The sequence below is a fragment of the Rhizobium sp. M1 genome (assembly GCF_002531805.1).
GTDB lineage: Bacteria > Pseudomonadota > Alphaproteobacteria > Rhizobiales > Rhizobiaceae > Rhizobium > Rhizobium etli_C.
In genome coordinates this window covers 1-24,216 of sequence record NZ_NWSW01000055.1, presented here as the reverse complement: position 1 = coordinate 24,216, position 24,216 = coordinate 1, and the positions used below count along the sequence as shown (strand labels likewise).

Genomic DNA, 24,216 nt, shown 5'->3' with positions numbered 1-24,216 from the left:
GCCGCCAACAGCCCGCGGCGCCGGCTGCCGGCGGCGGGGCTGCCGGATCCGCCAATGACGGCGGCGAGCTTAAAACCATTCTGTCCGATCCCGCTCGTCGCGCCGAGCTGCCGGCCGGCATGCGCAACAACAATCCCACGAATCTAAAGTACGTTGGGCAGCGTAGGCCAGGGATCATCGGCCCTTCCGAGAACACCGACCAGGGCGATCCGCAAGTCGTCTATGCCACACCGGAAGCGGGCATGGAGCACAATGTCTGGCAGATCATGAAGAAGTATCGAGAAGGCATGCTGACGCCGAACCAGATCATCGCTGGAAAAAAGGGATGGACGCCCGACTCTTTTACGGCGGCTGCCAACATCGCGCGATCCATGGGCATCGGTCCTGACGACGATATCCGCCTGGACGACCCGGTCATGGCAAAGAAGTTCGTTCGCGCCCTCATCACGCAGGAGCAGGGGACATCGGGCGCTCTTTATCCCGACAGCATGATTGAAGCGGCGATCGCGGCACAGGCCGCCGCACATGCTACGCCGACCAACGTGCCCATTCCGACGCCGAGGCCGGAATATCCCGATTCGCAGATGACGACGGACGAACGCCGCCAGCAGCCGGCGATCTCGCCCGCTCAGCCCGGCGGCGATCCCTTCGCTCCGCCCGCCAACGGCCCCTTCGCCCCGCCCGGCAACGTGCCCGTTCCGACACCGAGACCCAACCGCAGCGACCGGCAGACGACAAGGGGCACTCCCAGCCAGCAACCCGTTGACGTCGATGTCTTCAACGGCTTCATGGATACGGTGAAGAACGGCTATAAGCAGCGGGATGGATCGATCATCAAGGTGACCAACCCTTACGGTCTGGCGGCCATCGCCTCGACGGGCCAGTCCGAAAGCCAGTTCTCGGCCAAGAGAGCCAATGGCTCCTGGTCCGACCGGAGCAAGAGCGGAAAGCCGGGCACATCAGGCGCCATCATGTCGTGGCGCAATTTCCGCCTGCAGGCACTTTTCGACTTCGCTGCCGCCAAAGGCGAAAAGCCGGGGGCGATCAGTCCGCAGACACAGGCCGAGTTCTTCCTCCAGGAGGACCCCCGCCTGATCGCCAGACTGAATGCCGCTCAATCGCTCGAGGAGGCGCAACGCCTGATGAACAGAGCCTGGCAATTTTCTGGCTACGATGAGCCAGGGAACCAGGAGGTGGCAGACCGGCTCGCGAGAGCGAAGAGCTTTCTGCCGCAGTACCAGACGGACGGCGCCGCCGATCCCTCCGCTCTGCCTGACGACCCGTCCATTCCGACGCCGAAGCCGGACTCTCGCAATCCGCGGCAGACGATGAACCAGACCCGCGAAGGGCAGGGGGCCGCCCTCGTGCGTGCACTCCTGGCCCGAGGGCAAAGCGGCCTGTGGTAGCCTGATCGAAGTTCAGAGGCAGCAATGCGAGAAAGCCCGGTCGGCACCGCGGAGGCGGCAGACCAATAGCAGGACGTCCCAATGGCCTCGCAATCGCGGGGCTTTTTTCCTTTCGGAGCTAAGATAAATGCCCAGAAACCCATCAACCGGCGTCTATTCCAAGCCCGCCGGAACAACACCCTCCGTCGGCCAGGTCATCGATCCGGCGCCATGGAACGCGCTGACCACCGATCTCGGCAACGAAATCACCAACTCGCTGCCGCGCGACGGCTCGGCGCCGATGGCCGCGCCGCTCAAGGCCGCAAGCGGCACGGTTTCGGCGCCGGGCGTCGGCTTCGCCTCGAACCCGCAGACCGGTCTCTATCTCAAGGGCGGCGGAGTGCTGGGTTTTACCCAGAACGGCGTCGACATCGTTTTCGATAAAGCCTCGGTCTATGCGGCGAAGTCAGGCGATTACACCGCGCTTGCCTCCGACGACAACGCCGTCCACCGCTTCACCGCAGCCGCCACGCTCACCCTGTCCGCGGCGGCGACGCTCGGCGCAAACTGGCACTATTGCATCATTGCCGATGGCGGCGACGTGACGATTGACCCGAACGGGTCGGAGACGATCGACGGCGCGGCCACGCTTGTCATTCCGAACGGGTATTCTACCTTCATCGTCTGCAGTGGGACAGCGTTCTTCACGGATAAGCTGATTGCCAAGATCCAGGCTAAATCGGAGATCAACAACGTCGTCGGGTGTGAGACCGTCTATGTATCCAGCACTTCTATTCAGATAAAAACCGGCGAGGTGTTCTTCAATTCCAAGAATGTCGTCTATGCTTCCGCGCTGACAAAATCCCTGTCCAACACCTTCACGGCCGGCAATAGCGGCGGGTTCCTTGACATTGGCGTCATGCAGGCGAGTAAAACCTATTTTGTTCACTCTGTGCGCAACCTGACAACAGGCGTTGGTGACTGGGTTGCAAGTCTGCAATCTGTCTCGGCTCTCGTTTCAGTGGCAAATCTTGCAGATTGGGAAGTTGTTGGTCGCGTAAACGTCGTATTGACAACGTCTGGAAATGCAATTCGACAGTATGTTCAAGATGGTAACGAATATAGAATTACTTCCCCCGTGCAGGAATACAACGGATCAGGCATTGCTGCCACAGATATACAGCCAGTTGGCGTTCCAGCTGGGATTTCTAGTGAAATTTATTGGATACTCGCGGTTAATTCTGCGGCAAATTCATCCGGCGAGCTTGGCGCGGGCGCTGATGCTGTCACATCTCCTGTTGCAGTCTTCAACGTCAATGCGGGCAACACCGCACAAGCGGGCCGCGTATCTGCTCGCAGCCGATCGCGGTCAACGGGGATTGTAACGTTTTACGCCATCACGACGGTTGGTAGTGTGTCGTACACATTGCGGTCAAGCGGCTTTAACGACTATACCGTGCCGCGCCTGAATGGAGCTTGATCATGACTTTGGTTTACGTGATGCGCGACGAAAATGGCGCAATCAAAGGCGTGTTCGCCGGCAGACAGGAAATCGCACCCGAGGCGATCGATGACCTAGCCGAAGAGGTGCAGGCATTCCTTCACCCGAAGGCTTCGGTCTCTTTTGTTTCCGCCCGACAGTTCAAGCTCCACCTCCTTGCGTCTGGGTTGATCGACGCCGTTGACGTGTGGTTGGCTCAACAGCCCCGAGACGTTCAGATCGCGTATGAGTATTCCGGGATCTTCGTCAAGGAAAGTCCGATGATGTTGGCCGGGTTCGCTGCCATGGGATTTTCCGGTTCGCAGATCGATGCGTTCTTCGAGGCGGCGTCGAAAATATGACGGCCGGGCAGCTAAAACATATTGGCAACTAACACCCATTCTATCTATTGATGCGTCATCATTAAGAGAGCTTGAACCTTGAGGCGCATACATCCCCTGATCATCATTCGAAATTTCATCCGAGACTTCGCTGAGAACAGAGCTACGCCTCCGCAGAAATTGGAGCAATATCAGGCCCCTTTCATCGGAGTCGTCGCAGAAAATGAAATACCCCTAGGAGGTTCTGGCCGTGCCGAATCAGAGCAAAAAGTCCAGTCTAAAACGTATTAACCCGGACAGCTTCGACGTCGCGAAACGTCTCGAATGCGACGGTGACAAAGCGCGGTTTGAGAAGAATCTGGTCAAATCTGCATCGAGGAAGAAGGGGTGCTCGGCGTGACCTTGCGATCAGTTTTGAAGGCGCTTACCCCGCCCATAGTGTGGAGTACCGTTCGGAAACTCGGGAGTGGGCATAACCGAGCGGAGCCGGTACAACCGGGTTCAATGTTCAGCGGAGATTATACTTCCTTCGAGGAAGCGGCCCGCAATGCCGTTGGCTACGACGACCCGAACGCGGGCACTGCAGCCGCCACGCGGCTTGCGGCGATGATTGCCGGAACAAATCCGGTGGAAATCGACGGGCGGTTCCAGCAAGTGCATTCAGCCCTTTGCATCGTACGCGAACGGCTCCAAAAACAGCGGATTTCTGTTCTTGATTTTGGCGGCGGCAGTGGCAGTTATTATTTCCGCCTCAAGGATTATTTTCCTGAAGACTGCCTGGATTGGACCGTGGTCGAGACACCAAACATGGTGCAAGCCTGCGCGCCAATTGGATCGAGTCATGTTGCGTATCTGACGGACATCCCGGACGGTCAGCAGTACGATGTCGCGGTCGTGAGCGGAACATTGCAATACCTGCCCGAAGCATACGGTTGGCTCGAGCGCATAATGTCTGCTGCCAAATGGGTGATCTTGACCAGATTGCCTGTGCGTGAGGCCCTGAACGACAAATTCATGGTGCAAACGGTGCCTTCCCACATTCACAACGGCTCGATGCCTATTGCGATGTTCAGCGAGTCGAAGATGCGGACTGCCATCGAGACGTGCGGCAGGATAGAGCAGACTTGGCTGGTCGCTCTGGATGAGGGCTCGCTCGCCGCAGTCGGGGCTAAACCCCTCGGCTTTTTGATCCAGACCCGTAAAATTGGCTTGCTTTGAACAAACATGTCGCAAAACATTTAGCGCGCCATCAGCCGGTCGATATGGGTGCCCGATAAGAATCCCGCAGAGGCATGAGGTGGTGCTCGTCGCGACGCTTCTCACCGGCTATAGCATCGTCAAATGCATCGGCGTGGTGCTGACCGATGCCAGCTCGCTCATCCGGCAATTTTTGATGTATCCGCGCGGCGAATACACTTTCGTGACGCCGATCAAGGATGGGATCAACGTTGCTATCTCTACGACTTCGGCACTCCTGGCGCTGACAGTGCCGAATGGGGTGAAGGTCAAGGCCAAGCTGCGATTTGAATTCACCTCGTCGGCGGCGACCAACGCAGCGCTGCTATCGGACCCTGCTCAAGGAACGCTTGCAGGGGGTATCGGCAATGATGGCGGCAACATGGGCACCATCCAGGTCGCCAACGGACTTGCAATCGGCTGTAGCGATATCTGGACAAATACAAGCAGGCAGATCCGCCAAGTCGCGGGCGCAGCCGGCAGTTTTTGGATGTGGACCGATGGTTTCTATTTCCCGTGTGGGAGGGCTGCATAATGCTTGTTGAAATTCCGGCTAAATTGCTTCGCCGCGCCGGACTGTTCGACGCCGTGACGTCACGGGGTAGCCCGGCAGGACGGGAACGCACGCCACTCTGAGAAAATTGGTTCATCGGCCAAAAGGTCCGATTGCTTCACGTAGACGCTCGCACATCCGCGTTGAACCAGGCGGCTTTCCATCGTATAGCGGGACGAAACGTGCGGCAGTGGTGATCAAATGACTTCGATTTTAGAACAGTTGTTGAGTGTCTTTTGGCTCCGGCCGGAGACCGCTGTCTGGCGGTATTTGGATATCGAGGCGATGAAAAGCTTCGAATTCGAAGGCCGATCGCTGGACTTTGGATGCGGAGACGGCCTGTTTTCGTTCATTAGAGCGGGAGGTCGGTTCAGTGCCGAATTCGACGCCTTCCAGAAGACGGAACAACTCGACCGATTCTATGAAAACGCTGATGTGTACGACGCGTACGATGAGAGTTTCGACCCTCTAGTCACCATGCGAGCGTCATATCAGATAAGCGTTGGCTATGTTGAGACGAAAGACGAACGATGGAAGTGGCTTGAGCTTCTTGATCGCGGCAGACTGAGCGACAATATCAAGCAATCGAAATCGGATGAAGATTGGCGAGAAATTTTCGCAAGAGCGGGGCTTTCGGTTTCACACCATTCGCAGCACCTGCCGAAAGTGATAATCCAAGCATGGGATATTGGTTTTCGACCGATGTTCCCAGCGCTCATGAAAATGGTTGCCGGCGTCGATCCTGAGAAGTTGCCTAGCATCAAAGCAGAGTGGGTAAGTGCGCTTCGAATGTTTGCCGATCCTCTTACTATCATAGGCAAAAGAAATGACAGGAGCAGTGCATTTCACTGTTACATCCTTACAAAATAGGAGATGCGCCACCGGCTCGGCGCTAAGCTCGTTGAGAATACAGTGTCTCTTAAATTCATTCGGCTCAGTTTGAGCACAGGCGGGGGCGGTCTGCGGCATTGCCCATGCTCGTCAATACAGACGCTAGGAGCTGAGGTGTGCCTGGTCGGTGCAGCCGATGGTCCGGTGTTCACCTTGAGCCCTTTCCAGCTTCGGCGTGCCGCACTGGAAATAAGAATTCCTTCCGCGGCGGCGCACAGCGGCGGATGCGTTGATGCTCAGCAGATTATTCAGTTGTAAAGGCGATAACCTATGGTCAGCTTTTCGTGAATTATCCACTGCCACGAATGGAGCGACCGGTGGACAATGTAGTCACATCTCAGTTTGTTCGTGGGGGGGCTCGCGATAGGGTTCGCGGGATCGATGGTCTGCGCGCCATATCCCTCATCCTGGTGCTTCAGGCTCATTGGGCGCCGTCAGAAGCATTCCAAGAAATAGCGGAATGGGGGCGTGCCGGACTACTCGTCTTCTTCGTTATCAGTGGTTTTCTGATCACCAGAATTCTGATCGATCTTTCGGCGCGACGGCAGATTCTTGGCGCCAAGGCATTGCTCGTAAACTTTTATTGCCGACGGTTCTTCCGCATCCAGCCAATCTATTACCTTGCTCTGGCCTTCATCATCTGCATGGGCTTGAATGACGCGGTTCGAGAGGACGTGATCTACCATATCCTCTTCCTGCAGAACTTTTCGAACGTATTTCTGCAAGAGGATCTCGGTACCTACGGGCCGGCATATCCATGGTGGTCACTGGCTGTCGAAGAGCAATTCTATTTGGTCTGGGCGCCGGTGGTGATTTTTCTCCGGCCGAGAACATGGAAGGCGGTCTTGGTCGGGTCGATTGCTCTTGCTATCGGGTGGCGCGTTTTTGCGTGGTTCGCAGATCTCGGACAGGCCAACGTTCTTGTGACGCTCGGCAACCTTGACGCTTTAAGCGCTGGCGCCGCGGTCGCGCTCATTACGTCATCAGATAGGGGGACTGTCGCGGCTTCTCGGTTGTTCCCGGTAGTGATGGTTCTCGGTATTACGGGATTTTGCTTGTTGGCTTGGGCCGAGTATCACCTCGGACTCGTAGCTTTCCGCAGCAGTTTCCTCGGCAAGGTTGCTTGCGATGTGCCGGTCTATTTGGTCGCCGCTTCGCTGATCTTTTTCTTGGCGAACGGACGCGCGGATAGCGCGGCAAAAGTGCTTGATAACCCGGTGCTGATATATTTAGGACGACGCAGCTATGGCGCATACGTCTACCACTTAGTTGTCAGCTACACTTTCCTCTACTACGTCACTCCGAGATATCTTGAGCCTCTCTTTGGCGTAAAGCTCGGACTTTACGGGCCGGTTGAGTTTTGCGTCTTTGCACCGATAACTATCGCGGTTGCCGCACTTTCTTATCGATACATTGAGAAGCCGATATTCCAACTGCGGGATCGCGTGGTCCCGAGTCTCTGAGCGAGATCGACATGACCTGACCATGGGCTCGCTTTGGCGACCGTCGTCGTTTCCAACCCAGAACCTGGAATCACCCACGTTCGTTCATCATTGGCGCGAGGTGCCGAGGCGTTCCTGGTCTGAGTGGCCGACAGCACTCGCTGCTCTCGTGGTTCTGGAGCCCTAACCAATTAGCCAACGACGTTGGTTTCCCAGGCACCTATGTCCAGTCCACGATGCCCGCGGCAACAAGGCTTGTCGCGTTACAGCGATCATTGCGCGATCTGATATCGCACGTGTTTGTCGACAAGGGGCTCGAAGGGCTTCTGCCGTTCAGCGCCAGCGCAATCGCCCCGCCGGGCGAATAACGCGGACGTCGGCCGAAGCCTGCACAACGCCCTTCAGTTAGGCCGAATTGGCCGCCCACGACGCTCCCACAATCCCGGACCCACCCCATGCTCGTTCATAACTGGCGCGAGGTGCTTAAACGCGCCTGGTCAATTCGATTCATGGCGCTCGCGCTCATCTTCATCGTCCTCGAGCCCGTCACCAATTTCGCCGCCGCCGCCTGGATGCCCCGCAACCTTTACATTCAGCTCGCCATGTCGGTGGCATCGGGCCTCCTCACCGCGGCGGCGATCGTCGCCCGTATCGTCTTTCAACAGCAAATCTCAGGAGAACTGAATGGCAAACCGCCTTCAGAAGGGTAGCGCTGCGGCCGCCATGGCCGTGGCACTCGTCGGCAGTTTCGAGGGGCTGCGGCAGAATGCCTATCCGGATCCGGCGTCCGGGGGGCAGCCCTGGACGATCTGTTATGGCAGCACCAATGGGGTGAAGCCCGGGGATCGCAGGACGGTGGAGCAGTGCAAGGCGCTGCTGGCGCTGGAGCTTCAGACCTATGCGCGCGGCATCGAAAGCTGTGTGCGCGTGCCCTTGCCGGATGCGCGTTTCGTGGCGCTGACCTCGTTTGCCTACAATGTCGGCGTCAAGGCGGCCTGCGGTTCGAGCGCGGTCCGGCTCATCAATCAGGGCAGGACGGCCGAGGGTTGCGAGGCGCTGCTGAAGTGGAACCGCGCCGCCGGCATCACCTTTCCCGGCCTGACGCGCCGCAGGCAGAAGGAACGCGCCTTCTGCCTGGAGGGCGTCTGATGTTCGGCCTCCTCGATACGCTGAAGATGGGCGCCGGCATCGCCGCCGGGCTGCTTCTCTATCACCTCTATGCCGTTGCGATCGGCTATCCCTCCGCGGCGCGCCAGGCGCGCGCCGGTTATGTCGTGCTGGCCGAGAAGGCTGCCGCCGAAGCGAGGGCCGACGAGATGGAGCGCCAGCGCGATGCGGCGGCCCGCGCCGGCGAAGAGCATCGCAAACGCCTGGAGGCGGCCAAGGCCGCCGAGCAGGCCGCCAGAGACACATTGGAAAATGAGATCCGATCCTATGAACTCGAGCTTTCGCAAAAGAACCGCGCTTGCGCTGTCACTGCTGCTGATCGTCAGTGGCTGCTCCGCCACTGAGCGCCTGAACCAGGCGGCGGTTGCCAAGGGGAGGGCGGCGGCCGGCCTCGTGCTGCCGCCGCTGCCCGACGATCTGAGAAGGCAGGAAGCGCATGCGCCCGTGCGCGAAGGCGAGCCGCTGATCGCAATCCTTGCCCGCGAGCGCCAGGCGCTCGACCGCGCCAATGCCCGCCAGGGGCGCACAGTCGAATTCTACGACGACCTCACCAGCCGATACGGAACACGCCGATGATGAATGCGATTTCGCTTGCCCTTGCCAATCCGCTGCTGAGCGGGACGGGCGGCAGTGCCGGAGATCCCGACCGCTACATGTTCTTTGCCACCCGCAACCGCATGCCGTCGGGCGGCATCGTCACCGCCGCCGCCGGCACGAATTATGTCTGCACCAAGATCGTCGTCAACACGCCGCAATATAAGACGCGAACCTTCCGCTTCCACCTTTCCGGCTTCGCCTCGACGGAGGGCGGAAACGCGCCGCAGGAAACCGTCGTCACCGGCACGATCGGCGCGCCGGGCAATTCGGTCATCGCCGATGCCATGTTCATCCGCGTCGCCGGCATCTTCTACCAATGCAGCTTCGCCGGCTCGAACACGGTGACGGTTGCCGACCAGACGAACGGCGCCTGGACGGACGAATTGACCATTCCCGACGTCGCGCCGGAAAGCGAAATCGAAATCTGGCTGTTTTATCACACCGCCGTCGGCGAAAAGATCTGGCCGGTCTATCGCATCCAGAAGCATCGCGGCGAACGCGTGTGGGGTGCGAGCGATCACGCAACGCTGCTTGCCTTCAAGGACACGCCGCTCGCCGACAGCACGGCTGCGCTCGATGTGAGCTATGGCCTGCAGACGCAGCCGCAATATTGGGGCGCCGATTTCATGGTCGCCAAGGGCGATTGGGACGGAAGGCCGGTCGCCCTCGGTTTCGTCGACAGCATCGGCGAGGCGCGCCAGGAATATTCCTCCGCCGCCGACAGCCGCGGCAATCTCGGCTGGTTGCGCCGCTGGCTCGACAAGGACGGCGGCGCCGGCCGAATTCCGCATTGCCTGATCGGCATGCCGGGCGCCGGATCGGTGCGCGAATATACCGGATCCGGGTCGTCCATCGCAACCCGGCGAAGGGATATCGTCCGCGAGATCAAGGCGTTCAACGGCAACAAGCTGCCCTTCACCGTCATCGCCAACCAGATGGGGCAGAACGATACCTCGACATCCTACAGCACCTGGTTCAACACCAATTACCGCGGCCTGGTCGGGCGCCTGCGCACGGAGTATGCCGGCGTCAGGATCGTGGCCTTCCCGCCGCTCGGCCGCACGACCATCACGCGCAACGTTACGCTCACATCCGTTGGCACCGTCGCCACGGCGACCATCGCAAGCGGCCTCAACGGTCTTGTGACGGGGCAGAGCGTCAGTATTTCAAACGCAACGCCGACGGCCTACAATGGGAACTATGTGATCACCGTCACTGGTGCGAATAGCTTCACCTACGAGTTCGCCGGCGGCACGTCGCCGGCAACCGGATCCATTACCTGCAGCGATCTCGGCTTGCGGGCCGAATATCAGGTCTATGGCGCCAACAACACCTGGCCCTCGGACGGCACGGACGCTTCGGGCAAATGGCGGCTGCACGATGATATCATGGCGCAGACATCGGCCTGCTGCGACGCGGCGATCGACACCTATGGCGCGTGGGTCTCGCCGTCCAGAGGCGGCGTCTGGCCCGGCATGCTGGAGCTTCCGAGCACGACGTTGACCGCGCAGGCCGGAACGGACGGCGTTACCACCTACAACACGATCGTCGTCGCCGATGCCAGCCTCTTCAGGCCGGAGCAGACGCTGCACATATATGCGGGTCCGGATGGCGTCGCCCGCTTGAGCACCCAGGTCGTCGGCAGCATCGCCGGCAACGTCATCACCTATCAGGGGGCGAGCGCCGCCATCCTGCCGGTCGGCTCGGTGGTGCGGCCGGCGCCGTCGGTCGGAGAGCTCTCGCCGGTGTCCTTCATTCATCCGCAGGCCATCATGATCGACCGCATCGCCGACGGCATTCCGCAATCCGAAAAACTGAAATTCAACTCCTAACAGGGTGCCGATATGACATCGAATGACGACATCCTGCGCGCGCTCGGGCGCGTGGAGGGAAGGCTGACCGGGATCGAGGAAAACGTCGCGCTGCTGCGCCAGGAGATGAGCGACGAAAAGGCCAATGCCCATGATTTCAGCGCGGTGATCCACAAGCGCCTCGACGAGCAGACAAGGCAGATCGCCCATCTCGATACGAGAGTGGCGATCAGCGGCGGCGCCGATGCGCAGATCCGCGCCGAGTTCAGGACGCTCAAGGAAACCGTCGAGAAGAACCAGGAGACGGTCGGCCCGGCGCTCGAGGAGTGGAAGCGGATGAAATCGATCGGCTACGGGATTTCAGGCCTGATCGCCTTTGCCGGGCTGACGACCGGCGGGATTGTCGCCTATGCCAGCGATGGCGCGGTGGCGGCGTTGCGGCATTGGCTGAAGATCAACTAGTCGCGCTTTGCCCGGCCTAACCAATTGCTACGACGAACGTAGGGTCCTGTTTGTGTATAACTGACTTTGAGGTTGAGTAACCCATTTGATCAGGCATAGTCAGGGCATGCCTGATCTCTCGTTCCCTTGGCCCATCGGTCCCATTCCTATAGCCATGACTGCTTGGGCGTCTTACGGTCTTTACCGTGCAGTTGTAACACGTGATGGAGTTACGTGGGCTTCAGTAGTTTCAGTACTGGGGCTGGTGGCATTCATGGCAGCACTCACTGCCCAAGTCGTGAGGCCCGCCATCGACCAGACACTTGCTCTGATTATAGCCCAACTTCTCGGAACGGGTGCGTGCTTCCTGCTTGGCAAGTTCCTGTGGTCCGTTCAAAAAACGAAACCGGAGCTGTCTCTCAGGCGTCCCGGCGTGAAAGAGTTTCGCGGCATGGGCATCTGCCTGAGTGTCCTGCTTGTTGTTGACGGGCTTTTCTTTTTATTCCCCGACGCCGGGAAGTGTGAACATTTCATAGGATACATGGCTGATAAGTGCGCTGGGCAGGAATTATTTATCGGAATTCATGACTTTCCAATCGCAGTCTATATTGGAGTTCTCATGGGCGTTCCTGCAGTAGCTGGACTAAGTCTCGGAATCTGGGCGCTGTTTGCCGGCCAATCCAGTGCGAAAAACAGTGTTGGCGATTGAGGCCAGGTGGCAGATCGCCCAGCTCGATACGAGAGTGGCAATCACAGGCGGAGTGGAACGCGCAGGTCCGCGCCGAGTTCAGGACGCTCAGGGAAACCGTCGAGAAGAACCAGGAGACGGTCGGACCGGCGCTCGAGGAGTGGAAACGGATGAAATCGATCGGTTACGGGATTTCAGGGCTGATCGCCTTTGCCGGGCTGACGACCGGCGGCATCATCGCCTATGCCAGCGACGGGGCGGTGGCCGCGCTCAGGCATTGGTTGAAGATCAGTTGACGTGGGGGCGCCGATCGACAGCAATTCCAGGCAAACTCCGCCTGATATATTGGCGCCATCACGGACTAGATAAGATCCCTAAATTTTAGACTTTGCTAACGAACCAAACCGGCGCCTGTTTGTTATCCCTCTCAGGAGGAAACAGACATGAAGAGCATGAACAATCGCCAAGTTCGCATTCCCGGTCCCCGGGAGCATGATGTTGCAGAGCATTGCCGCAAGTTTGGGATTGGGCCGGCGGAGGAGAAGAAGCTGAAGAAGCTGCTCGGCTCTCACGCGCCGTTGCATGAGATCCAGGCCAATGCGCCGCCGCGCCAGCCGAAATGGCGGTGAATGCATGCGGCCGAGCTGTCTGATTTCCGAAGGCGGAAGCAGAAAAGGCGGCCTGGATAGATTGTGCGACGAAGTTTTACTCGGGACGCGCGACTATCGGTAACGGAATATTTCCGAATCGAGAAATAAGTTAGGAAATACTCCGCCGTTCAAGTATCTCCGCCGGGAACTTCCGGCACGAGCCAGTGTTTTGATCGCAGGGCCGCGTGGCAGGTTTTCGTCTCCTGTGTACCCCTGCTACCCCTGCAGGCGCTGCGCGGCCCACTGACACAGTCATTCCTGGCTGAGGTGGCGTGCGGTCGCCCGCGCGCCGTTTAATGCCGCAGCTCGCGCGACAGCATCAGAATGTAATCATCGGCAATATCGGCGACCACCATGGCCGCTTCCGCCGGCGGAAAGCCCCAGCCGACGGCCTCGGCGACAATCTTCATCACATGCGGTTCAAGCGCCTCGCGGCAGTCGGACAGAGTTTTGACATGCGGGCATTTGGCACGAAATTCCACGACATTGCTCATGGCATACCCTCCGTTTGAAATGTTACGCCCTTGATGCATGAAGCCGATCTTTCCTGGAAAGGCGGGCTGCGGGTCCGGTGAGCCATCCCGGACAATTAGTAATCGTGAAAATACGATGGCATAGGGCGGCACGCATTCAAGCTGATGCTGATATTAAGGTAAGCCGGTAGGGTTAATTCGTCCGGCGGCAGCTGGCCAGTTTCCGCCCGCCTGTCAGGCAATGGCGCAACCTCTTGTTTCCCTGTCGCTTTCCGGCACGAAAAACCGCCGGTCTCGCCGGATATTCGCCGGAAGTCTCGGAATTTACCATGCGCAGCGGCAGGAATGGCCCGCAGGCCGCAGCCTTGTGCCGGAGCGGGACGGAGACAAGGAAAAGCCCGTCTTCACGGGCTTCCCATCTCCAATTTCGGATGTCGCAACGCGCAGCCGTCTCAGGCCGCGGCAAAGGGCACGGCGACGAAGGTTTTACTGCCGGACGCGGCCGCTTCAGGCCGCGGCAAATGGCACGGCGACGAAGGTCTTGTTGCCGTCGCGCTCGACGAGCAGCAGCACCGATTTGCGGCCGGCCTTGCCGGCTTCGGCGATCGCGGCCTTGACATCGCGGGCATTGTGCACCGGCCGGTCGTTGACCGCGACGATGACGTCGCCCGACTGGATGCCTGCGGCGGCCGCCGACTTGTCCGGCTTGACGCTGGCGACCACGGCGCCGCTGACCGAGCGCGGCAGGTCGAGCTGCTGGCGCACATCGGGCGTCAGGTCGGCAAGGCCGATGCCGAGGCTCGGCTGGCCGGAGGCCTGGCCCTGCGCTTCCGGGCTTGTCGCCGCGGCCTGCTTCTGGCCGTCGGCATTGGCGCCGACGGTGACGTTGAGATCGATCGTCTTGCCGTCGCGCCAGACAGCGAGCGATTCCCGCGTGCCCGGCGAAAGATCGGCGACGAGCCGCGACAGGTCCTTCGGCGTCTTGACGGCCTCGCCGCCGACCGAGGTGACGATATCGCCGGGTTTCAGGCCGGCCTCTGCGGCCGGGGTATCGGCGGAAACGGCGGCGACCAGCGCGCCGCCGGTCTTGTCGAGGCCGACGGCATCGGCGACGTCCTTGGTGACCGGCTGGATCTGCACGCCGAGATAGCCGTGATCGATCGAGCCGTTCTTCTCAAGCTTGGCGACGATCGCCGTGGCCTCATCGGAGGGAATGGCGAAACCGACGCCGACGCTGCCGCCGTTCGGCGAATAGATGGCGGTGTTGATGCCGACCACCTTGCCCTCGCGGTCGACGAGCGGGCCGCCTGAGTTGCCGTGGTTGATCGGTGCGTCGATCTGGATGAAATCGTCATAGGGTCCGCTGTGCAGGTCGCGGCCGCGCGCCGAGACGATGCCGGCCGTCACCGTGGTGCCGATGCCGAAGGGATTGCCGATCGCCAGGATCTGGTCGCCGAGCTTCAGCCGGTCGGAATCACCCCAGGCGATGGTCTGCAGCGGCTTGCCGGCGGCGATCTTCAGGACGGCGACATCGGATTTCGGGTCGGTTCCGATCAGCTTGGCCGGCAGTTCGCTGCCGTCGTCGAGCGTCACCTTGATGTCGAGGGCATTGTCGATGACATGGTTGTTGGTGACGATGACGCCGTCGGGGCTGATGATGAAGCCGGAGCCGAGCGCCATCGCATGCTGCGAGGGCTGATTGCGCGGCGCCTGCCGGGGCAGGGGGATGCCCTGATCCTCGAAGAACTGGCGGAACTGCTCGTCCATTGGCGATTGCTGATCGGCGCTGACATCGGTCGTCCTCATCGTCGTGGTGATGGTGACGACGGCCGGCTTGTCGGCCTCGACGATCGCGGCGAACGAGCCGCCTGCGGCGAGAATGCCGCCGGTATCCGAAGGCGCGGCAAAAGCCTTGGACGTGTTGATCGCAAAAGGCAGGCAGGCCGCGCCGGCGATGATGGCGGCTCCGACGAGCGCGGCGGTGCGGTGTTGGCGGAGGATAGGTGACATGGCGGTAATCCCGTGGGCGATCGCCCCTTGGAAGAATATTGGCTTTTGATGGCGTCGTGGTTCCCTCTCATGGGACCTGGCGTCGGATGGCGTATGGCGCCAATTCCTCTTGGGGATACGCGCAGTCGTCGGGAGGCGGCGGCCGGGCGAATGGAAGAATTCGCGCTCGCCTATTGATATGATCCCGTCGAGCCGATTCACAAATTAAATATCGATCATGTTTATATTGCCGATTTGTAAGGTTTGACTTGGGTTTAACCTTCGATTCCGGCCGCGGCTCAAGGCGGCTGCGGCGCATCGGCAAATGCCGGCTGGTTCTCTCCGGCATCGTCGCTTCCGCTCGGATTTCCATCGAAAACAATAGGCCTATTGGCAGCTGACGATTCCGCCGCCTGCGCGGAATATGGCGTCATCATACGATGTTAGTAGACTCTAAATTATTTCTTCTGCAGAAAGTAAGGGCGGAGAATCGCCGAGTCCCGCAGCGGCAGACGGGGAGCGATGAGCAAGTCGGTGGAGCGGGGGAGGAAGCCCAGGCGCGGTGCGCCTGTGAAGCTCAGCGATGTGGCGAAGAAGGTGGGCGTCAGCCCGATCACGATCTCGCGCGCGCTGCGCAATCCCGAAATCGTCTCCGAGGATCTGCGCGAGGAGATCCTGCGCGTGGTCGAGGAGATGGGCTATATTCCCAATCTCGCCGCCCGGGCGCTGGCCGGCCGCCACAACGGCATCGTCGCCGTCATCACGCCCGCCTTGCACCAATACGGCTTTACCGGCTTGATGGTCGGTATCGAGGATCGTTTCCGCGACACCGATCTCACCGTGCAATATTCCAATACGCTGCATCATGCCGAGGGCGAGGCCGGCCTGTTGAAATCCTTCCTGACGCAGAAGCCGGCCGGCGTCATCATCGCCGGCGCCGAATCCTACCGCGATCTTCTGCCGCTGATCGAAAACGCTAACTGTCCCATCGCCCATATCACCGATCTCAGCCAGGAGCCGCAGAAGCTGGTCGTCGGCCTCGATCATTATACGGCAGGCGCCGAACCCACCCGTTTCCTGTTATCGAGGGGCTACAAGAGGATCTCCTTCTTCGGCCGCGGCGCCGATGTCCGCTCGCGCCGGCGCATCCAGGGTTATGAGGATGTGATGCGGGAAGCCGGGCTGTACCAGGAAGATCTCGTCATCGGCGGCGATGCGCCAAGCCGGATCGGCCTCGGCAGGGAGCTGTTTGCCCGCGTGCTCGAGCGCGTGCCCGATGTCGATGCCGTCTTTGCCCAGAGCGACGAACTGGCGCTCGGCGTCCTCATCGAATGCAAGGCGCGCGGCATCCGCGTGCCGGAGGACGTCGGCATCTGCGGCTTCAACGATCTGGAATTCTCCGCCTTCATCGAGCCGTCGCTGACGACGGTGTACATCCCGCGCCAGGACATCGGCTACCGCGTCGCCGACATGCTGCTGCGCGCCATCCGCGACGAGCCGCTTGACGAAGAGAAGGTCGATTGCGGCTTTTCGATCATCGCGCGCGGCTCGACGCGCTAAACTCCTAAGGCACCGCGACAACAGAGGCGGAGCCGCGCCTTGCTGCTAGGCACGATCAGGATTATTCCGTATATGGACGTAATGACGATCACTGTGCTGAAAAATGGATAAGGCGGGACTGTCTTTCGACAGGATGCGCACCTTTGTTCGCGTCGCCGAGCGCGGCAACCTGTCGATGGTCGCAAAGGAGCTGGGCGTCGGCCAATCCACCGTGACGCGGCACCTCAAAGAGCTTGAGGAGGCCGTCGGCGTGGCCCTCCTCAGCCGCACCACGCGTCGCGTCACCCTGACGGAAGAAGGCAGTCGCTATTATGCCAACTGCCTTCAGATATTGCGCTTGGTGGAACAGGCTGCCGAAGAAGCCAGAGATGCACGTCAGGCCCCCGCCGGCGCCGTTCGCCTTTCCTGTACGGCAGCACTCGGCGTCATGCATGTCACGCGAATGATCTTTGCCTTCCAGGACAGGCATCCCGATATCCGCATCGACCTCAACCTGACCGACGAGCGGATCGACCTGGTTCGCGAAGGCGTTGATGTGGCGCTCCGTCTTGGACCGCTCGCCGACAGCTCAATGAAGCTTCATGCGATCGGAGAGAGCCAGCGGCTGTTGGTCGGCGCTCCGGCTTATTTGTCCGCCCGGGGACGGCCGGAGCGTCCGGCCGATCTGTCACGCTACGAAACCGTCGTGATGTCCAACGTCGCAGGCAGCAATCAGCTCCTTCTTTCCGCTCCCCACGGCACCAGGCTGATCATTCCGGTCGGCGGCCGGCTGCGCGTCGACCACGGGCTTGCGGCGCGCGAAGCCCTTGCCGCCGGACGCGGCATTGGCCCTACCCATCTTTGGTTGGTGCACGATCTTCTGGACGATGGCCGGCTCGAGGTGGTGCTCGAAGACTATCGGCCTTTGCCGGTTCCGGTGAGCTTGCTGATTGTTCCCGAGCGTGCAGCCATTGCCCGCGTTCGCCTCCTCGTCGACTTTCTTGCCGCCGAGATTGCCAAGCTGCCGGGCATCCGGCCATCGTAAGGCTTCAACCGCCGAAAGAGAGCTTGTCGCCGCGCCACCCCGACGTCCGCAGAAATTGCTCCCAGCTGAGCGTCTCGGGGTTCAGGCGACGGCTCCATTCGAGATCGTGTTCCTTGCCGAAATAGCCGTACTCGACAGCGTATTCGACCATCCCGAGAATCTCTCGAACGAGAAATTCGTTGGCGGCGAACTCCGGAAAATAGGTCAGCAGCCCCTCTCTGGTGAAAGCATTTCGATACTCGGCCTTGCGGCCGGTCACGCGTTGAAAGGTTTCGACCATCTGCCGCGGAGAAATGATATCGCCGACGACCGGCAGCGTTTTGCCGTTATAGCGCTCGGGGTTTGAGAAGATCTCGAGGACAACAGGCCCGGTCGCCGTCAGCGGATCGACAAAAGGTGCGGCGAAATCTTCAGGAAGATAGATCGGCAACAGCAGGGTGTCGCCTTCCATGCGCGGCGCATAATATTCGAGAAGATTGGTGTAGAAGAATGCCAGCATGATGAAGGAATGCGAGACCGGCAGGCCGCGAATGTGATCTGCAACGCTGGCCTTATCGGTGAAGTGCGGGGCGTATTTCGTCCCACCGGTGATCTTGTCGACATTCTCGAGCGTGCTGAACACAATGTGCCCGACGCCGGCCTGCACGGCCGCATCCGCCAACTGCCGACCGAGAGGCGCCTCGATCGTCTCCGGCGGGGCGATCGGCGGCGTCATCACAAACGCGCCATCCGCGCCCTTGAAGGCAGCAACGAGATCCTTCTGACGGCCGAGTTCGAGAGGCACGGTGGCAATCTCGGCTCCGAGTTTTTTCAGACGCAAGGCTTCCGGCGAATCCTGTCTGCGTGTGAAAGCACGGACGCGGAAGCGCTGGCTTTCAAGAAGTGTCGCAACGACGCTGCGCCCCTGTTTGCTCGTTGCACCCGCAACCGCGATCAGCGGCTTGTTGTCTGTCGACATGGCTTTCGTCCTTCCCTGTCATTGGCTGCCGGCTGGATAGCCGGGCGTCTAAATGCCGGAGGGCGGTCGGCCGATGCCGATGGCCCATGGCAGGCACCTTTAGCTCAACAGGGACTACGGCTGTAGATAGGCATAATGCATAACATAATGCCGGTTTCCGGATAAATGTACGGAAACCGCGCCGGATGGCCGGGAAGCGCCAGCGAACCAAAAGCTCTGCCGGCGCCGCTTCTATAAACACTCAGGGTATCAGCAGGATACTGCCCGCCGAGCGTCCCGATTCCATCTCTTCGTGCGCCTTGGCAACATCGGCCAAACGGTATTCGGCAGCGATTTGCGAAACGATTCCTGTTTCCATCGCGCCGACTGCAGCGAGTGCTGCCTCGCGATACTGTCCGATGTCAGCACACCAGGCCATGATGCTCGGATGGCAGAGGGCCTTGCCCGGGCGAAGCTCCTCGACAGGCACAGGCGGAATGGCACCGGCGGCCTGGCCGATGGTGACAGCCATGCCGAATGGCCGGACAGAGCGTATGGTTTTGAGGAGCGTGTCGCAGCCTATACCGTCATAGGCGACGTTTACGCCTAGCCCGTTCGTGAGCCGCTTCACTTCCGCGACGATATCGGCGTCTCGTCCAATGATAAGGTGATCCGCTCCACATGATGCGGCGAGCGCAGCCTTCGCGGAAGAACCGACCGTCCCGATCACCGTGGCATCGAGCGATTTGGCCCAACGAACGAGGATGCTGCCGAGCCCGCCCGCGGCAGCATGAATCAGAACCTGCATTCCCCCACGCACATCATAAATCTTTTTCAACAGCATGTAGGCCGTCATGCCCTTGAGGAGCGAACCTGCTGCCGTTCTTGCTGAAATGGCATCCGGAAGCTTGATCGCCCTTTCAGCGGCAATATTCCGCGCGGAGCGATAGGCGCCAACCGGAGGCCCGGCATAGGCGACGCGGTCACCCTTTCTGAACATGGAGACGCCGGCGCCGACATCCTCGACGATGCCCGCCGCCTCGGCGCCGATCACCGAGGGGTAGGACGGCAACGGATAGAGGCCCTTGCGGTGATAGACGTCCAGAAAGTTGGTCCCGATCGCCTCATGACGAATTTTGATCTCGCCGTCACCGGGAGGCTCACAATGGTGCTGTTCGACATGGAACTGGGTGACGTCGCCGGGGGCGTTCAGCCATACGATTTGGTCGGTCATCGTCGTGCTCTCCTTTATGCCAGGAGATTAAGCGGTAGCGTGATGTGTGGAAATTCCCTATTGTTTCACAATGATTGGGAGAGAATTCACAAATATCGACTGGGACGATCTTCGGCATTTCCTGGCGCTCGCCCGGTCGGGAACGCTGCTTGGCGCCGCAAAGCAGCTCGGCGTCGAACACGCCACGATAAGCCGGCGGATTTCGTCGCTCGAAGGCAGCCTGGGTCGCAAGCTCGTCGACCGGCGCGGACGGCGCATCAGTTTGACCCAGGACGGAGAGCAGGTTGCCAGGCACGCAGCTCTCGTCGCGGTTCAGACAGCAGCCATCGAGCAGCTTGGTCGCAGCAGCACCACGGAATTGCGCGGTCACGTCAGGATCAGCGCTCCCCCGGCACTCTCGAGCGTGCTGCTGGCAAAGCCGATCGCGGCCGTCAGGCGCAACCATCCCGGCGTTGAGGTCACGCTTGTCGGAGAAAAGCGCCTCGCCTCGCTGAACAGACGAGAGGCCGACATCGCCGTGCGGATGTCGCGTCCCGAGGACGGCGATTACTCGATCGTCAAGCTCGGCGAGACAAGCTTTCATCTTTACGCATCAAAAACCTACCTTGAAACCGTTCCACCGCAGGACTGGACCTTCATCGGCTACGACGACACCATGAATGCCTCACCCCAACAGTCGCGGCTGATCGAGCTGGCCGCCGGCCGGCCGATCGCGGTGAGGTCGTCCGTTCTGGAGTTTCAGGCCGCAGCCGCAAGTTTTGGCGCAGGTGTCGTCATGCTGCCCGATTTCGTCGTCCTGGAGTCCAGTGGTCTCCGGCGCGTTGAGACGGAACGTCCTTTGACGAGAGAGGTCTGGCTGGTTGTTCATTCGGATATCAAAGACGTCCCCTCCATTCGCGTCGTCATCGATGCGCTGAAGAACGTTCTGGAGGAGTAGCGCGCGGCACGCCGGGCAAGCGTGGTCGGCGCTTTGAAGCCACATCACTTTTCGCAAAGCCGCCGGCTGCCGGAATAGGGCTGATAGGTACAATCGGATGGGCGGAAGGAGCGGTAACTGCGCGAACAGGCGGTGATGTTGCAGGACTGCGGGGCGCCTTGACCGTCGACCACTGCTTCGCTCGATCGCACGCCGTTCAGCGTCCGTTCGCTCGCCGCTTCGCGCATGAAGTCCCGCCAGATATGCGCCGGCAGGCTGCCGCCCGTCACCCCCTTCATCGGCGCGTCATCATCATTGCCGACCCAGACACCGACGACGAGCGCGTCCGTGAAGCCGACGAACCAGGCATCACGATTGTCCTGGCTCGTGCCGGTCTTACCGGCCGCAAAGGTGCCGGGATCTGCGCCGCGTCCAGTGCCGTGCTCGACCACCAACTGCAGAAGGCCGAGAAGATCGGACTGGTAGGGTGAAAGATCGACAGTCGGCTTTGATTGTTGGCCAACGCGAAACGTCGTGGGCTGCCCGGCCGCCTGGAAGTCGATGATGCCCCAGGGCTTGACAGGGGCCTTGCCGAGTTGGACGGACGCATAGGCGCTGGTGAGGTTAAGCAGATTTACTTCGGAGGTGCCAAGTGCCAATGACGGCGTGTTGGCCAGGGGCGCATCGATGCCGAGTTCGCGCGCTGCGGCAATCACATTGTCCACACCGACCTCTTCGGCAAGCGCCACCGACGCGGCATTGAGCGATCGCGCGAAGGCTTCGGCAAGCGTTACCCAACCGCGAAAGTCGCCGCCGGAATTGTCCGGCGACCAGCCGTTGATGTCGATTGGCGCGTCCAGAACCCGGTCGGACAGAGTGAGCCCGGCCTTCAATGCTGCGTAATAGACAAACAGCTTGAAGGTGGAACCCGGCTGGCGCATCGCCGTGACGGCGCGGTTGAACTGGCTCGCCTTGTAGTCGCGCCCCCCAACCATCGCAACGACCGCGCCGTCCGGCGTCATCGCAACCAAGGCGGCCTGCGATGCGCCGACCGTCTTTCCCTCACTGTCCAGGGCTCTTTTCACGACCCGTTCGGCGATCTGCTGCAGCTGCGGCACCAGCGTGGTGCGCACCGAAGTCGAACCTGGCGAGGCGCCGGCGATTTCGCTTGCCTGCGGCGAAATCCAGTCGGCAAACCAGCTTCCGGAGCGCGGCGTGGGCGTCGTTGGGTGCAACCTGGTAAAGCTCGTCTTGGCCTCCGCCGCCTGCGGCGCGGTGATCTTGCCATTGGCCGCCATGGCGTCGAGAACGACCATCGTGCGCTGCCGGGCGCCTTCGAAATTGTCGATGGGATTCCATTGGCTCGGCGCCCGCAGCAATCCCGCCAGCATCGCCGACTCCGGCAGGTTGAGGGCGCCGATGTCCTTGTTGAAATAGATGCGCGCGGCGGCAGGCATGCCGGTGGCGCCGGCGCCAAGATAGACGCTGTTGAGATAGCGCGTCAGGATTTCCGCCTTGCCGAGCTTCCACTCCAGCCAGAACGCGATGACGACTTCCTGGATCTTTCGTTTTATGGTTCGGTCGCTGTCGAGATATTGCAGCTTGATGAGCTGCTGGGTGATCGTGCTGCCGCCTTCCACCACCGAGCCAGCCTCGAGGTTGCGCAGAAGCGCCCGCCCGATGCCCCTCGGGTCGACGCCGAAATGATCCATGAACCGGCGATCCTCGATCGAAAGGACGGCATCGATCAGATAGGGCGGAAACTGCTCGTATCGGGCATACGGCCCTTGATAAGGCCCCTGTCTGACCAGCGGCGCACCGTCCGCAGTCTCCAGCACGACGACCGGCTTTAACGTGCCATCCCGGATTTCGCTCCAGGGCACGTCTTTCAGGGCCCACACCAGCACGCTTCCGACGAGGAGGCAGACAAGAAGGATCGACCCGAGAGCGAATTTCCGCCAGCCCGCAATGAGCGATGCGCTCCGTCGACCTTCACGCGGCTTTGAACGCCAATCGCGAATACCGCGCCCGGCTTTGACCAAGGCTGTCGTCATCCATTTGTGGGGCGCCGACGCTATTCCAGGCCGCGTCGACCTCCGGAGCTTCGTCCCCCAAACCATTGCGGTCGTTTTGATCTTTGCCAAGGCAGAACTTGCCTGCACATCCTGGCGTATCGCACGCAACAGAGTTCTGGCGGCCTGCCTGGTCTGGTCGAAGGATCCATGGGACGGCTGCGCGTCGTCGACTTGGGCGGTTCCTGGCGAATCCGAGGCGGCCGCTTGCGCTGCCGAATCCAGGTTCTGATCGCGACCCGAGCTCGAACTGCTAACGCTTTCACCTGAGGATTCGGGAGAGTTGGGCATCGGTTACCGCTAAAAAGGCCACGCAGCATGAGCTTTATAGCCGGGTGCTGCCGCGTGTTCTACCGCAAAAGGCCTCGACGGACTGCTCCTATGACATTGACGGCTCAAAGGGCGACTTGGGAAGCGACCGAGATCAATTCCTGGGAATTCGGTGCCTTGTATGTCTGAAGCCCAGCCTCCAGAACTTCAGTGAAGCTCCAGCGCACGATGCCCTCCCGGTCGATGAGGAACTGACCGACAAGCTGCCCGTGGTCGGCCCTCATCATCTGCTGATCGGCTTCCGTAATTTGATATCCTTCCTTCTTGTTAATAAATTCGTCCATTGCCATCGGGTTCATGGGCTCGGGCAACTCGCCCGGAAGATCGATCCGTATCGCCATGACCGCGTCGATCCCGACCTCGCGCAAGCCGAAGGCTTGGTGCGAAGCCCGTACCGGGTCGGAAGCAGCGAGAAGATCGGGTATCGGATGGTACCGGAAATAAAGCCGCGCGCGTTCGACCGGGGTGTTTACAACAGCCAGGGATTGGACGCCTTTCTCACGCAGCATCGGGTTGAGATATGCCATGGCCGCGACATGGCGCCGGCAGAACGGGCAATGCAGGCCTCGAAACAAACCGATCAGCAATGGGCTGCGGCCGCGAAAATCATCAAGGGCGATCTTCCCCTCACGCGAGATCGCATCAAGCACAACGTTCGGGACCCGGTCGCCCGGCTGTAGCGGATGGTCGACAGAGAGCGTGGACATGGACAACCTCCTCGCTCGGGGATCAGTCGAGAAAAGGCGCCACGTGCTTCGAGGTCGAGATTGAGCGTTGCAAGGCCTGACCTCTCGCTTACCGCATCGCCAGGATCCGATCTAAGAATGGTCCCACATTGGCCCGCGGGCAAGCGTAAACAGCCAATCGTGGACCGAAAAAGCCCGTTTTCTGCAAACTCTGATTTTGTCGGCCGTAGAGGCCGGCACAGAAAAATGAGCGGAGTGACCAGCCACACGGCACCGCGATCAGCCCTCATCCTGAGAGCCTGTGAATGTTTGG

The 24,216-nt window shown here is 60.4% G+C and carries 22 protein-coding genes and 3 pseudogenes; 19 read left to right on the top strand and 6 right to left on the bottom strand.

The genetic code is table 11. From position 1 onward, the window contains the following. The 16 genes and pseudogenes from CO655_RS34080 to CO655_RS31005 all read left to right on the top strand — a co-directional run. A pseudogene (locus CO655_RS34080) lies at nucleotides 1-1,406 on the top strand (hypothetical protein); the annotation flags it as partial. 127 nt (nucleotides 1,407-1,533) lie between these two features. Further along, entirely contained in the window at nucleotides 1,534-2,865 is a 1,332-nt protein-coding gene (locus CO655_RS31070; protein WP_097667818.1) for a hypothetical protein, read from the top strand. A gap of 2 nt (nucleotides 2,866-2,867) precedes the next feature. Then, on the top strand, nucleotides 2,868-3,227 hold the full coding sequence (locus CO655_RS31065) for a hypothetical protein (RefSeq protein ID WP_097667817.1): 360 nt from the start codon (nucleotides 2,868-2,870) through the stop codon (nucleotides 3,225-3,227). Between the two features lie 483 nt (nucleotides 3,228-3,710). Further along, the gene (locus CO655_RS31060; protein ID WP_097667816.1) at nucleotides 3,711-4,424 is read left to right on the top strand and encodes a TIGR04325 family methyltransferase; all 714 of its coding nucleotides are present in this window, start codon (nucleotides 3,711-3,713) and stop codon (nucleotides 4,422-4,424) included. A 94-nt stretch (nucleotides 4,425-4,518) separates the two neighbouring features. After that, a pseudogene (locus CO655_RS31055) lies at nucleotides 4,519-4,977 on the top strand (hypothetical protein); the annotation flags it as partial. A 219-nt stretch (nucleotides 4,978-5,196) separates the two neighbouring features. Next, nucleotides 5,197-5,865 carry a methyltransferase type 11 gene (locus CO655_RS31050; protein ID WP_097667815.1) on the top strand — a complete coding sequence of 223 codons (669 nt, stop codon included), beginning with the start codon at nucleotides 5,197-5,199 and terminating at the stop codon, nucleotides 5,863-5,865. 338 nt (nucleotides 5,866-6,203) lie between these two features. Then, nucleotides 6,204-7,349 carry an acyltransferase gene (locus tag CO655_RS31045; RefSeq protein WP_097667814.1) on the top strand — a complete coding sequence of 382 codons (1,146 nt, stop codon included), beginning with the start codon at nucleotides 6,204-6,206 and terminating at the stop codon, nucleotides 7,347-7,349. Nucleotides 7,350-7,783: 434 nt separating this feature from the next. Next, the gene (locus CO655_RS31040) at nucleotides 7,784-8,038 is read left to right on the top strand and encodes a hypothetical protein (protein ID WP_097667813.1); all 255 of its coding nucleotides are present in this window, start codon (nucleotides 7,784-7,786) and stop codon (nucleotides 8,036-8,038) included. Continuing rightward, on the top strand, nucleotides 8,013-8,477 hold the full coding sequence (locus CO655_RS31035; protein ID WP_097667812.1) for a lysozyme: 465 nt from the start codon (nucleotides 8,013-8,015) through the stop codon (nucleotides 8,475-8,477). Before CO655_RS31040 ends, CO655_RS31035 begins: the two co-directional genes overlap by 26 nt. Further along, nucleotides 8,477-8,839, top strand: a complete 363-nt coding sequence (locus tag CO655_RS31030) for a hypothetical protein (RefSeq protein WP_097667811.1) — start codon at nucleotides 8,477-8,479, stop codon at nucleotides 8,837-8,839. Before CO655_RS31035 ends, CO655_RS31030 begins: the two co-directional genes overlap by 1 nt. A 4-nt stretch (nucleotides 8,840-8,843) precedes the next feature. Next, entirely contained in the window at nucleotides 8,844-9,071 is a 228-nt protein-coding gene (locus tag CO655_RS31025; RefSeq protein WP_039623124.1) for a hypothetical protein, read from the top strand. Next, a complete protein-coding gene (locus CO655_RS31020) occupies nucleotides 9,068-10,924 on the top strand; it encodes a hypothetical protein (protein WP_097667810.1) in 1,857 nt (618 codons plus the stop codon). The genes CO655_RS31025 and CO655_RS31020 overlap by 4 nt, the downstream gene beginning before the upstream one ends. Before the next feature lie 12 nt (nucleotides 10,925-10,936). Next, nucleotides 10,937-11,365 (top strand): DUF1515 domain-containing protein, encoded by a 429-nt coding sequence (locus CO655_RS31015; protein ID WP_097667809.1) that lies wholly within the window; start codon nucleotides 10,937-10,939, stop codon nucleotides 11,363-11,365. A gap of 253 nt (nucleotides 11,366-11,618) precedes the next feature. Beyond that, entirely contained in the window at nucleotides 11,619-12,053 is a 435-nt protein-coding gene (locus tag CO655_RS31010; RefSeq protein ID WP_245423981.1) for a hypothetical protein, read from the top strand. Continuing rightward, nucleotides 12,052-12,328 (top strand): annotated as a pseudogene (locus tag CO655_RS34075) (DUF1515 domain-containing protein); the annotation flags it as partial. The gene CO655_RS31010 and the pseudogene CO655_RS34075, both read left to right, overlap by 2 nt. A gap of 147 nt (nucleotides 12,329-12,475) precedes the next feature. Then, a complete protein-coding gene (locus CO655_RS31005) occupies nucleotides 12,476-12,661 on the top strand; it encodes a hypothetical protein (RefSeq protein ID WP_004669502.1) in 186 nt (61 codons plus the stop codon). Nucleotides 12,662-12,975: 314 nt separating this feature from the next. On the opposite strand, the gene CO655_RS31000 is transcribed toward CO655_RS31005, so the two are convergent. Both CO655_RS31000 and CO655_RS30995 read right to left on the bottom strand, forming a co-directional pair. Continuing rightward, nucleotides 12,976-13,176 (bottom strand): hypothetical protein, encoded by a 201-nt coding sequence (locus tag CO655_RS31000; RefSeq protein ID WP_010028409.1) that lies wholly within the window; start codon nucleotides 13,174-13,176, stop codon nucleotides 12,976-12,978. A 486-nt stretch (nucleotides 13,177-13,662) separates the two neighbouring features. Then, on the bottom strand, nucleotides 13,663-15,165 hold the full coding sequence (locus CO655_RS30995; RefSeq protein WP_097667807.1) for a DegQ family serine endoprotease: 1,503 nt from the start codon (nucleotides 15,163-15,165) through the stop codon (nucleotides 13,663-13,665). A 501-nt stretch (nucleotides 15,166-15,666) separates the two neighbouring features. Here CO655_RS30995 and CO655_RS30990 point away from each other — a divergent pair. Then, the gene (locus CO655_RS30990; protein WP_097608213.1) at nucleotides 15,667-16,704 is read left to right on the top strand and encodes a LacI family DNA-binding transcriptional regulator; all 1,038 of its coding nucleotides are present in this window, start codon (nucleotides 15,667-15,669) and stop codon (nucleotides 16,702-16,704) included. A 103-nt stretch (nucleotides 16,705-16,807) separates the two neighbouring features. Then, nucleotides 16,808-17,728, top strand: a complete 921-nt coding sequence (locus CO655_RS30985) for a LysR family transcriptional regulator (RefSeq protein WP_097667806.1) — start codon at nucleotides 16,808-16,810, stop codon at nucleotides 17,726-17,728. Between the two features lie 4 nt (nucleotides 17,729-17,732). Here CO655_RS30985 and CO655_RS30980 read toward each other — a convergent pair whose 3' ends face one another. Both CO655_RS30980 and CO655_RS30975 read right to left on the bottom strand, forming a co-directional pair. Then, nucleotides 17,733-18,686, bottom strand: a complete 954-nt coding sequence (locus tag CO655_RS30980) for an NmrA/HSCARG family protein (protein WP_097667805.1) — start codon at nucleotides 18,684-18,686, stop codon at nucleotides 17,733-17,735. A gap of 241 nt (nucleotides 18,687-18,927) precedes the next feature. Continuing rightward, complete coding sequence (locus CO655_RS30975) at nucleotides 18,928-19,899, bottom strand: quinone oxidoreductase (protein WP_097667804.1); 972 nt, start codon at nucleotides 19,897-19,899, stop codon at nucleotides 18,928-18,930. A gap of 70 nt (nucleotides 19,900-19,969) precedes the next feature. Between CO655_RS30975 and CO655_RS30970 the strand changes: the two genes are divergently transcribed. Next, nucleotides 19,970-20,836, top strand: coding sequence for a LysR family transcriptional regulator (locus CO655_RS30970; RefSeq protein WP_176539342.1), 867 nt, complete (start codon nucleotides 19,970-19,972; stop codon nucleotides 20,834-20,836). Nucleotides 20,837-20,880: 44 nt separating this feature from the next. On the opposite strand, the gene CO655_RS30965 is transcribed toward CO655_RS30970, so the two are convergent. After that, nucleotides 20,881-23,178, bottom strand: a complete 2,298-nt coding sequence (locus tag CO655_RS30965; RefSeq protein WP_097667802.1) for a PBP1A family penicillin-binding protein — start codon at nucleotides 23,176-23,178, stop codon at nucleotides 20,881-20,883. A gap of 104 nt (nucleotides 23,179-23,282) precedes the next feature. Continuing rightward, nucleotides 23,283-23,924: a peroxiredoxin-like family protein gene (locus tag CO655_RS30960; RefSeq protein WP_097667801.1), complete on the bottom strand. Its 642-nt coding sequence runs from the start codon at nucleotides 23,922-23,924 to the stop codon at nucleotides 23,283-23,285. Nucleotides 23,925-24,216: the final 292 nt, after the last annotated feature.